Origin of the sequence: Pseudomonas sp. NPDC098740 (assembly GCF_044760065.1) — a bacterium.
Taxonomy (GTDB): domain Bacteria; phylum Pseudomonadota; class Gammaproteobacteria; order Pseudomonadales; family Pseudomonadaceae; genus Aquipseudomonas; species Aquipseudomonas rossensis.
This window is the reverse complement of the sequence record NZ_JBIWAM010000001.1, coordinates 38,221-49,363: the sequence shown is the minus strand read 5'-3', so window position 1 is coordinate 49,363 and position 11,143 is coordinate 38,221. Positions and strand designations below refer to the sequence as shown.

General features: G+C 59.9%; 8 protein-coding genes. 4 read left to right on the top strand and 4 right to left on the bottom strand.

The window, feature by feature from the left end; translation table 11 throughout:
- Nucleotides 1-580 precede the first annotated feature (580 nt).
- The 3 genes from ACIQU2_RS00245 to ACIQU2_RS00235 are packed head-to-tail and all read left to right on the top strand — an operon-like array spanning nucleotide 581 to nucleotide 4,994.
- Nucleotides 581-2,317 (top strand): type I secretion system permease/ATPase, encoded by a 1,737-nt coding sequence (locus tag ACIQU2_RS00245; RefSeq protein WP_403137554.1) that lies wholly within the window; start codon nucleotides 581-583, stop codon nucleotides 2,315-2,317.
- 6 nt (nucleotides 2,318-2,323) lie between these two features.
- A complete protein-coding gene (locus tag ACIQU2_RS00240) occupies nucleotides 2,324-3,664 on the top strand; it encodes an HlyD family type I secretion periplasmic adaptor subunit (protein WP_347803435.1) in 1,341 nt (446 codons plus the stop codon).
- A 1-nt stretch (nucleotide 3,665) separates the two neighbouring features.
- Nucleotides 3,666-4,994 carry a TolC family outer membrane protein gene (locus tag ACIQU2_RS00235; RefSeq protein WP_403137550.1) on the top strand — a complete coding sequence of 443 codons (1,329 nt, stop codon included), beginning with the start codon at nucleotides 3,666-3,668 and terminating at the stop codon, nucleotides 4,992-4,994.
- 177 nt (nucleotides 4,995-5,171) lie between these two features.
- Here ACIQU2_RS00235 and ACIQU2_RS00230 read toward each other — a convergent pair whose 3' ends face one another.
- Entirely contained in the window at nucleotides 5,172-6,017 is an 846-nt protein-coding gene (locus ACIQU2_RS00230) for a nitrilase family protein (protein WP_403137547.1), read from the bottom strand.
- Complete coding sequence (locus tag ACIQU2_RS00225) at nucleotides 6,014-7,513, bottom strand: cytosine permease (RefSeq protein WP_347803438.1); 1,500 nt, start codon at nucleotides 7,511-7,513, stop codon at nucleotides 6,014-6,016. The genes ACIQU2_RS00230 and ACIQU2_RS00225 overlap by 4 nt, the downstream gene beginning before the upstream one ends.
- Nucleotides 7,514-7,660: 147 nt before the next feature.
- Here ACIQU2_RS00225 and ACIQU2_RS00220 point away from each other — a divergent pair, with 147 nt between their 5' ends.
- Nucleotides 7,661-8,563, top strand: a complete 903-nt coding sequence (locus ACIQU2_RS00220) for a LysR family transcriptional regulator (RefSeq protein WP_140894216.1) — start codon at nucleotides 7,661-7,663, stop codon at nucleotides 8,561-8,563.
- A gap of 30 nt (nucleotides 8,564-8,593) precedes the next feature.
- On the opposite strand, the gene ACIQU2_RS00215 is transcribed toward ACIQU2_RS00220, so the two are convergent.
- Both ACIQU2_RS00215 and ggt read right to left on the bottom strand, forming a co-directional pair.
- A complete protein-coding gene (locus ACIQU2_RS00215) occupies nucleotides 8,594-9,127 on the bottom strand; it encodes a cysteine hydrolase family protein (RefSeq protein WP_347803439.1) in 534 nt (177 codons plus the stop codon).
- A 255-nt stretch (nucleotides 9,128-9,382) separates the two neighbouring features.
- The gene (gene ggt / locus ACIQU2_RS00210; protein ID WP_347803440.1) at nucleotides 9,383-11,110 is read right to left on the bottom strand and encodes a gamma-glutamyltransferase; all 1,728 of its coding nucleotides are present in this window, start codon (nucleotides 11,108-11,110) and stop codon (nucleotides 9,383-9,385) included.
- Nucleotides 11,111-11,143 lie beyond the last annotated feature (33 nt).

Here is an 11,143-nt window from a genome sequence, read left to right as displayed (position 1 = left end):
GGGCGAGCGCTGGCGCGGGAAGGCAGAGCCGTTACACGGCCCCTCCGGGATGCGCGCCTGGAATTCGCGAAAGAATGGCTCGCTGAGCGATTAGGCAGAGCGAGTCCGAGCCCTGGGTGGGCCATGGAAACTTGAAGTAAAGGCGAACTTGCTGAACAGCCCCTTCACTCTGCAGAAGAACGAAATGATCGACATGCTGTGCTCCCTCGGGAAAATCATCGCGCCTTGCGTTGCCAAAAAGTTGACAGGCTCCAGACGCGCGGTTCCCTCATTGACAGAGACTAAAGTTGCATAGCGAAAAATTGTCAATTTTACGACACGTAAAACTGACGACTGGTGATTGGCCTTATAACTAGTTGTTTTTGTGGGACTTATAGGCAGTTCTTCGCACTGTTAGAGCGAAATGTTATTTCAGATTATGTCGACGCCACCTACGCTGCTGGCTATGGAAGCAACGCAGAGATTTGCAGGAGATCCGCCCTAGAGCGACCACCCTGCGTATCGATCAGCTGCCTGCGGACTACATCTTTTAGCTGCTATGCCGCAAGGGCTAACGGCTTTTCGAAGAGGGGTCACCCAAATGCACAAACAATCGAGCATTCGATCAGAACTGGCTGACGCGCTTTTTCGACTCCGCCGCAGTTTTTACTCGCTGGCAGGGTTCAGCGGCGTCATCAACGTCATGATGTTGACGCCAGCTATTTATATGTTGCAGGTCTATGATCGGGCCTTGGTAAGTCGCAACGTCACAACGTTGACGATGTTGACCATTCTGGTGATAGGCCTGTTCTTGCTGATGGCCACACTGGAAATGTTCCGCACCCGCGTGTTGATCCGGGTCGGCAACTGCCTCGACATGGACCTCAATCGACGCATTTTCACCGCCGCATTCGAGCGCAACCTGAGCCGCGCCGGAGGTAATCCGGCCCAGGCCCTGCAAGATCTCGCGCAGGTGCGTCAGTTCCTCACCGGCAATGGCCTGTTCGCTTTCTTTGATGCGCCATGGACGCCGATCTACCTGCTGGTCGCCTATCTGATCCACCCGCTGCTCGGACTGCTCACGCTGATCGGCTCGCTGATTCTGGTGGGCCTGGCTTATCTCACCGAGAAGGCGACGCAAAAGCCGCTGGCCGAAGCCAATCAGGCCGCCCTCTCCTCCGCCAGCTACGCCAACAACAACCTGCGCAACGCCGAGGTCATCGAGGCCATGGGCATGCTGCCGTCGATCGGCAAACGCTGGTACCAAAGCCATTTGCGCATTCTGGAAATGCAGACCCTGGCCTCCGACCGTGCCGCCCTGATCAGCAGCACCGGGCGCTTCGTGCGTATCACTTTGCAGTCGCTGATCCTCGGCGCCGGCGCGCTGCTGGCGATCGAAGGCAAGATCACCCCCGGGATGATGATTGCTTGCTCGATCCTCACCGGCCGCGCGCTGGGCCCGGTGGAACAAGTCATCGCGTCGTGGAAGCAACTGCTTGGCTGCCGTTCGGCCTGGGGCCGGTTGAACGACATGCTGAACGACTATCCGCGCCGGCCACCGAGCATGTCGCTGCAGCGGCCGGTGGGCATGCTGGCGGTGGAGAATGTGTATGCCGGTGCCCCCGGCACCGGCAACACGATTCTGCGCGGGGTGAGCTTCAACCTTTCCCCCGGCGAAAGCCTTGGCATTATCGGTCCATCCGCCTCGGGCAAATCCACCCTCGCCCGCCTGTTGGTCGGCGTCTGGCCGGCACAGGCCGGCAAGGTGCGCCTGGACGGCGCAGACATATTCACCTGGAACAAGGGCGAACTTGGCCCCTGGCTCGGTTACCTGCCACAGGACGTGGAGCTGTTCGAGGGCACCATCGCCGACAACATTGCGCGCTTTGGCGAAGTGGACAGCGACGCGGTCATCCGCGCCGCCAGGACGACTGGAGTGCACGAGATGATCCTGCGTTTGGCGCAGGGTTATGAGACCCGTCTGGGCACCGATGGCAGCCCGCTTTCCGGTGGCCAGAAGCAACGCATCGCCTTGGCCCGCGCGCTGTACGGAGAACCCAATCTGATTGTGCTGGATGAGCCGAACGCCAACCTCGACGACGTCGGTGAAAAGGCCTTGGTCGATGCGCTGACCCAACTCAAAAACCGCGGCGCCACCGTCATTCTGATTTCCCACCGTCCCAATGTGCTCTGCGCCGTCGATAAGGTGCTGATGCTGCGCGACGGCGGCGTGCAGATGCTCGGCACTCGCGACGAAGTATTCGCAGCGCTGCGCAAGGCCAGTGTGATGCCTGCAGGCGCATCAACTCCGCTGGCCTCCGTCAAAGCACGGGAGTAATCGATCATGCAAATGAGCCAACACACCGACATGATTCTCGCCGATCCCAAGAACGAAGTGGATCTGGACGTCGGTAAACCCGTGCGCTGGGGCATGTTGCTGATGCTCGCCGGCTTCGGCGGTTTCCTCCTGTGGTCCTGGCTGGCGCCCCTGGATGCCGGCGTGGTAGCGACAGGCACGGTAAAAGTCACCAGCAATCGCAAAGCCGTGCAGCATCTGAGCGGCGGCACCGTGGAGGCCATTCTTGTTCGCGAAGGCGACACAGTGAAAAAAGGCCAGGAGGTGGTCCGCCTCGACTCGCTGCGTGCCGCGTCCGAACAGGGTGCGGTCAGCGCCCAGTACATCGTCAGCAAGACGGTGGAAAACCGCCTGGAAGCGGAACGCGACGGCCGCGATGTGGTGAACTACGATCCCGAATTGCTCAAGCGCTTCGGGAATGACCACCGCCTGGTGGCCGCCATGAATCTGCAACAACGCCTGCTGGACACCCGGCGCGCCGGCCTCGCTGGCGAAATCAGCATCCTGCAGGAAAACCTCGCGGCGTCGGCGGTGCAGCTCAAGGGCCTGCAGCAGGTCTATGGCGCCCGCGCCTCGCAGATCAACTTCCTCAACCAGGAACTAAAAGGCACCCGCGCGCTGGCGGCCGAAGGCTATGTCCCGCGCAACCGCCTGCTTGAGCTTGAACGCAGCAATGCCGACCTCTCCGCCGGCCAGGCCGAGAACCTCAATAACATCGCTCGCATACGTAGCCAGACCACCGAAATCAAGCTGCGCATCCTGCAGCGCCAGCACGATTACCAGAAGGAAGTCGAATCGCAGCTCACCGACACCGCCAAGGAAAACACCACCCTGGCCGACCGCTTGCGTGCGCTGGACTATGAAGTGACCCACACGGTGATTCGGTCGCCGATCGATGGCATGGTCCAGTCCCTGAGCATTGCGACCATCGGCGGGATCATTCAGCCCGGCTTCAAGATCATGGAAATCGTTCCGGACAATGAACCGCTGCAAGTCGACGCGATGATTCCCGTGCAGGCCATCGACAAAATGGTCCCCGGCCTGGCCGTGGACATCGCCTTCCCGGCCTTCAACCACGCCCAGACGCCCAACATCCCCGGCCGCGTGAAGACCGTCTCCGCCGACCGCCTGCTCGACGAGGAAAGCAAGGAACCGTTCTACCTGGCTCAGGTAGAAGTCACGCCCGATGGCATGAGCCTTCTTGGCAGCAATCACATTCGTCCCGGTATGCCCGCCAGCGTCACCATCAAGACTGGCGAGCGCAGCATGATGAGCTACCTTCTCAAACCAATGCTTGAGCGTGTCGACAGCTCCTTCAAGGAACAATGAAATGGACCGTCATTGCCTGTTCTTCTGCCTGCTGGCGCTGTCCCTCCCGACCTGCGCCATGGACCTCAAACAAGCCTGGGATCTGTTGCAGTACCAAGGCCCCGTCTATCGCGCCGCCGTGCATGAAAAGGAGGCCGGTGTGGAAAACCGCGCCATCGGCATGGCGGGTTTGCTACCGCAGATCAGTGCCTCGGCCTACGACAACAAGGTCAATGGCACCCAGCGCCAGAGCGGCGTCGAAAGGGATCTCGACTACGACTCCAAGGGCGCTAACGTGCGCTTGCGCCAACCGCTGTTCAACAAACAGAAAATGGCCGAGTACCGCCAAGGCAAGCAGCGTGCCGACTACAGCGTCGCGGTGTTCGATGCCAAGAGCCAGGACGCCGCGGTGCGCCTGGCCGAAAGCTATTTCGATGTGCTCCTGGCCAGCGAAACCATCACCCTTGCCAAGTCCAAGCTGAGCGCCTTCGACGAGCAACTCGCCTCGGCGAATCGGCGCATGGAGTTGGGGGCCGGCACCGTCACCGACATCGACGAGTCGGCCGCTCGCCGCGACCTCGCCGCGGTTGAGCTGATCGAAGCGCAGGACAACCTGGTCAATGCGCGCCGCAAGCTTGAGGAGTACATCGGAGAAACCCCCGAATCCCTGACCACCTTGCGTCCGAGCTTCAATACGCCACCGCTGCTACCGAGCAACCTGCAGGACTGGTTGGTCAAAGCCCAGAGCGACAGCCCGCTGATCCATGCGCGCCGTCATAGCAGCGACCTTGCCGAAGAAGAAGTAAAGCGCGCCAGGGCCGGCCACTGGCCGACACTGGATTTCGTTGCCGGCTACACCGCGGGCGATAGCCAATCAATCTCCGAGCTCAATCAACGCAACCGCTACGGCTCAATCGGGCTGGAAGTAAACTTCCCGTTGTACAGCGGTGGCGGCACCAGCGCGTTGACACGCCAGGCCAGTGCCAATAGCTATAAGGCCCTGGACGAGCTCGACGCCACGCGCCAGGAAGTCATCACCGGTACCACCCGTGAGTATCGCGGCGTAGAGAGCGGCGCCCAACGTATTCACGCGCTGGAGAAGGCAGTGGAGTCCAACGAACGCTCACTGACTTCGACACGCAAGGGCTTCAAAGAAGGAGGCACCAGCACCAACTCGGACGTCCTCAATGCCGAAGAGCTGCTCTTCGTTGCGCGCCACGATCTGTTCGAGGCCAAGCTGCGCTACTTGATGTCGCGCCTGCGCCTGGCCTCTTCGGTGGGCAGTCTGGGCGACGACGATATCGACCACATCAACGACTACCTCGGCCCGGAACTGCTGGTCACCAACTAACTTTCACCTGCGCGGCAATTTTTACAAGGTGGTCGGCAGAACCCGGGCACGCAACAGCGTGCCCTTCGCCCACCTTCGAGGATGCGCCGCTTCGCACTTATCGCCCTGCATTACAGTCCGCTACGGGCCGAAAGCACACACCCGTTCTACCCCACCGTCAGAAAACGCCCGCCTGCATTACTCAACCACACTATTCAACCCATACAATTCCGACCGCCGATCCCGATGCAAATCATTACGCGCACTGATTCGCTTATTCCGCGCCTCAGCAAGATTCAGCGTCGCCAGCAAAATCTGCTCGCCACCCTGCTCCGCCGGCTCCGCCACAGGGTAGCCATCGGCATCGACGATCACCGAGCCTTGCACCCAACTGACCCCTCGTTCATGACCATGCCGATCACACGCGGCGATGAACATTCGGTTGACCGAGGCGTTGGCCTGGACTCGCACAACTTCGGCCGGACGCTCGGTTTGCGGCCGTGGCCCATCGGGCCAATTGACCGGTGCGCAGAGCAGGTCCGCACCGGCCAGCGCCGGGAGTCGCACCCACTCGGGGAATTCCAGGTCGTAGCAAATCAGCATGCCGATTCGTCCATGAACGGTTTCTACAACCGGCGGCGCGTCGTTGCCGGCGCTGAAGATTTCGTTCTCGCCATCCCAGAGGTGCGCCTTGCGGTACACGGCGCGCAGGCCTTGGGCATCGATCATCGCCGCGCTGTTGGCCAGTTCATCGCCGGCTAACCGCTCGCAGAATCCACCCACCACGACGATGTTCAATTCCCGGGCCAGCGCCGTCCACAGAAGCAAGGTCGGCCCTTCGACGGTTTCCGCCAGGGACAGGGCTTCGCTGCGGTCGGCAAACAAGTAGCCGCTCTGGACCAGTTCAGGTAGCACCACCACCTGGGCGCCCTGGTAAGCCGCCGAGCGAATCGCCCGTTCGGTCAGCTTCCGGTTGTAAGCGAGGTCGCCTATTTTCGGCGCCAGTTGGCAGCAAGCGACCACGGTACTTTTTGTGCTGTTCAACGCCCCTCCTCCACAGACTGATGAGCCATGGAAACAATGTCGCTCTCAGTAATCGAGTCGATAATCCGGCGTTCGTACTCAAGGTCTATCGAACGGCTGAGGAGGTAATACGTCAGGCCCGAGACCACCAGGCCAACCAGCCAGGCGATATCCACGCCTTCCAGCATCCGCGCCAGCGGCCCGACGAACACCTCTTTGCCGGCCGCCGCATCAAAGATGTAGAAGAACGGCACCATGGCGGCGAAGCCAATCAGATAAGAGACGATGCCGCGAAATTGCCAGGCGCCGTAAATGCCCTTCGGCGTGAAGAAATGCGGGATCGCGTAGCGGCCTTTGCGCACGAAGAAGTAGTCCACCAGATTGACCGCGGTCCACGGTACGAGGAAGTACAGGAGCAGCACGAGGAAGGTGTTCAACAGGGCGATGCCATCGCCTTTGATCGACAGCACACAGGTCAACAGAATGACGCTGATCGCGGAGATCGACATCACTCGGGCACGAGGTGTCGGTGTGATTTTTTTGATCGAATCCACACCCGTCAGCAACGTCAGCATGGCGCTGTAGGTGTTGAGCGCGATGATCGGCAGAAAGCCCGCCACCGAGACAATCACCAACACATTACCCAGGCCTGGAATCATCGAAGAGCCAACCTGATTCAGCGCCACCAGCGCATCCGCCGCTTTCAACTGCTGCGCAAGCCAGGCCCCGAGGCCGATCATCCAGCCGCCCGACAACGAGGCGCCGATGAATACGGCGGCGATCAGTTTTGGCCGGCTGGTGTTTTTCGGCAGGTAACGGGAATAGTCAGAGACATAAGGCGCATAGGAAATGTTGTAGCTCGCGCCGATGGCAAACAGTGTGGCAAAGGCAATCCAGCTGAAACCCAGGTCGGTCGCCGGGGTGACGCCCTCCTGGCCTGCGCCGAACATCAAGGCGATGGTGACCAGCGCATACAGCGGCAACGTGGCCAGCAACGCCCACTTGAAGGCTTTGTGCATCAAGTCGTGGCCGTAAATCGACAGCAGCGCGCCGATCAGCACCACGGCGACGGCAACGATGGTCGGGTCGATGCCAAACACGTGTTCGAGGCCGTTCATGATCAGCGAGATGTTCACCACGTTGAAACCGACGAACACAAACATCGTCGCCATCAAGGCCAGGATCACCCCGCGATAACCAAACTGCGCACGCGACTGGATCATTTGCGGCAGACCCATTTCCGGACCTTGCGAGCCATGAAACGCCATGAAAATGGTGCCGAACATGATGCCCAGCGCACCGGCCAACATCGTCCACAGCGCCGACAAACCCAGGCTTGGGCCGACAAAACCGATGGAGATGGTGAAGAAGTGGAAGTTGCCTAGAAACCAGAAAGGGCCCTGGCTGCTGAGCTTGGCGTGACGTTCGTTTTCCGGAATGTAATCGATCGAGTGGCCTTCGATGGCCAACCCGCTGCTCGCCTCGATGGCGTGCGCAGAATGAGGGGACCCTGACATATGAGTATTCCTATGCTGGTGATTGTTGTTTTTATGGGCAAGGCGCCGGTTTCATTGCAATGTAGGGCGTTGGTCAGGGCTGTAAAATATCGCAGGCAAACTGTTCACATAGATCCACGCCTATGTAAGTGAGTATCGGGAGCACGCATGCTGGGAACTGTATCGGAGCTGGATCTGCGTTTGATCCGGGTATTTCTGACCGTCGTTGAGGCGGGCGGGATCTCGGCCGCGCAAACGGCGCTCAACACCACGCAACCCACCATCAGTGCGCAATTGGCGACGCTGGAAGCGCGGGTGGGGTTTCGTCTTTGCGAACGCGGGCGCGGCGGATTTTCGGTGACGCCCAAGGGCAGCCAGTTTGTCGAGGCGGCGCGCCGATTACTGGCGGCGGCCGAAGGGTTCCGGGTTGAAGTCCAGCACATCAATCGCAAGGTGTCAGGCAACATCAACATCGGCCTGCTCGGTCAAATCGATCCGGTTGCCAACAAGAAAATCGCCTTGGCCATTGCGCGATTACGGTCCCGACATGAAGGGCTGTATTTCCATTTCACAGAGCTGTCGTCATCGCTGCTGGAAGAGAAAATCATCAACGGCCATATCGATCTGGCGATCGGCTATTTCTGGCACCGCCTGCCCAACATTGATTACTTTGCGTTGTTCCAGGAAACCCAGATCGCCTATTGCGCCCCCACTCACCCGCTGTTTGAGCAAGTGGGCGAACTGACCCGGGATGACGTCAGCGATTACGATTGGGTATGGCCCAGCCATCCCTTGCCGGAAATGCCGGCGCCTACTTCGATAGAACGCCTGACGGTGCTCACTGACAGCATGGACGGCGCCGCCCTGCTCATTCTGTCGGGCCAGCATTTGGGCTTTCTGCCGCAGCACTATGCGGCGAAGCATGAACAACTGGGGCAGTTGCATCCGCTGAATCCTGAGCTGTTGCGCTATGAGGTCGGCTTTCATGCGGCGGTCAGGCATTCCGCGCGTCAGCGGGATTTGGTGAGTGCTTTTTTGACTGAATTGATCGACATTTTCGGGGCCGTGTAAGCGTCAACGGGAGCAGGCCCCTCACCAGTTTCAGATCCGGATTTCGCTGGTCGGGATAACGTCGATCCGCGCCACGGGCCCCGTCAAGTGCGCCAGGTCTGCGTTGTGCTCGGTGATGATGTCTTCGGCGGCGAGGTTGCCGTTGTCGACGGTGGAATGCGCATCGGCGGCGAGCACTACGTCATAGCCCAGGTTCAGGGCCTGGCGGACAGTGGCGTTGACGCAATAGTCGGTTTGCAGCCCGCAGATGATTAGGCGGTCGGTGCCCAGATCCTGCAATTGGGCTTGCAAGTGGGTCCGGTAGAACGAGTCTCGATTGGTTTTTCGCACGCGAAGGTCTTGCGGCGACGTCATCAGGCTTTCGGCCAGTTGCCAGCCTTCGGAACCGTGTTGCAGCGGGTCGCCCTTTTCTTCGTGCTGGATGAGGATGACCGGGATGCCTGCTTCGCGAGCCTTGGCACTGAGGTCGTTGATGTTCTCGATAACGCGCGTGATCTCAAAACATTCGTATTTGCCAGTGCACAGGGATTGCTGGACATCGATGATCAGCAGTGCGGTAGCCATGAGCTTCCTCCCTTGATAGGTCGGTGAATCGGCAACGGATTTAGAATCCGTTCCCCTTTTAACTTGTAGCAGCTGCCGAGCCTGCGAGGCTGCGTTCGAGCGCGAAGCGGTCGTAATCCCACAAATGTGGTCTACCTGAATGAACGCGGTCAACCGATTTACGACTGCTACGCAGTCGAACGCAGCCTCGCAGGCTCGGCAGCTGCTACGGGATCGGGGGCCACCCTCAAGAATTGGGATGGCCTCAGACCTGCATCAATAACCGAGCGACAACCCGGTATTACGACGTGGATCGTTCGCCCCATAGAAGCGGTTCTTGCCCACCGGCTTGCCTTCCAGCGACGGTGCGCCGACCAGAATCGCCGCCACATGGTTGGCGTCCTGTGGGCCGGCAAACTTGTGCCCCCAACTTTCGAGCATCTTCACCGTATCGGGACTGGTAGTGAAGGTCTCCAGGTTGGTCTCTTCCGGCAACCACTGCTGGTGGAAGCGGGGTGCATCGACCGCTTCCTGGATGTTCATCCCGTAGTCGATCACGTTGAGGATGGTCAGCAAGGTGGCGGAGATGATGCGACTGCCACCGGGGGTGCCGACGACCATTACGACTTTGCCGTCCTTGGTGACGATGGTCGGGCTCATGGACGACAGCGGTGCCTTGCCGGGAGCGATGACATTGGCCTCCCCTTGCACCAGGCCGTACATGTTCGGCACGCCGATTTTCGAGGTAAAGTCATCCATCTCGTCGTTGAGAATGACCCCGGTTTTGCTGGCCATGACGCCAGCGCCGAACCAGTCGTTCAGGGTGTACGTCACCGAGACCGCGTTGCCCCACTTGTCGACGATGGAGTAATGGGTGGTGTTACTGCCTTCGTGTGGGGCCACACCGGGTTTGATCTCGCGGGACACACCGGCCTTTTGCGGATCGATGGCGGTACGGATTTTGGTGGCGTAGTTTTTATCCAGCAGATGGTCGATCGGGTTTTTCACGAAATCCGGGTCGCCCAGGTAGCTGTTGCGGTCCACGTAAGCGTGGCGCATCGCTTCGATCTGATAGTGCATGCCCTGGGCCGAGTGATAGCCCAGGTCTTTCATCGGATAGCCTTCGAGAATGTTCATGATCTCGCAGATCACCACGCCACCGGAGCTTGGCGGTGGGGCCGAGACGACGTGGTAGCCGCGGTAATCGCACTCGATCGGGGCCAGTTCACGAGTCTTGTATTTGTCGAGGTCGGCCTGGGTGATGATGCCCTTGTTAGCCTGACTGGAGGTGACGATGGCGTCGGCCACCCAGCCTTTGTAGAAGCCGTCTTCGCCCTTTTCGGAAATTTCCAGGAGGGTTTTGGCCAGATCCTTCTGCACCAGTTTTTGCCCCACCTGCATCGGCTCGCCGTTGCTCAGGAAGATCGAGCCGGAATCGCGCATGTCCTTTTTGAAGACGTCGGTGGCGTACTCCAGTAACTCGACATCGCCCTGCTCCAGCTCAAATCCGTCTTCGGCGAGCTTGATGGCCGGGGCGATGACTTCCTTGCGGGGTTTGGTGCCGTATTTCGACAGCGCCAGTTCCATCCCGGACACGGTGCCCGGCACGCCGACCGCCAGATGGCCACGGGTGCTCAGGTCAGGGACGACGTTGCCCTCCTTGTCGAGGTACATGTCGGCGGTGGCGGCCAGCGGTGCTTTTTCACGGAAGTCGAGGAAGGTCTTGCGCCCGTCCGCCAACTGAATGGTCATGAAACCGCCGCCGCCCAGGTTACCCGCCGCGGGATAAACCACCGCCAGCGCATAACCGACCGCTACCGCGGCATCGACGGCGTTGCCGCCGTTCTTGAGCACATCGACGCCCACGTGACTGGCCAGATGCTGGGCGGTGACGACCATACCGTTTTCGGCCGCAACCGGCGCCACGGAGGCCGCATAAGCACTGAGGCAGCTGAGCGCCAATGAGGTCGCAATCAGCGATTTGGCAAAAGGTTCGAACTTCATGAGTCGGTCTCTTTTTGTTTTTAGGCTCTGTAC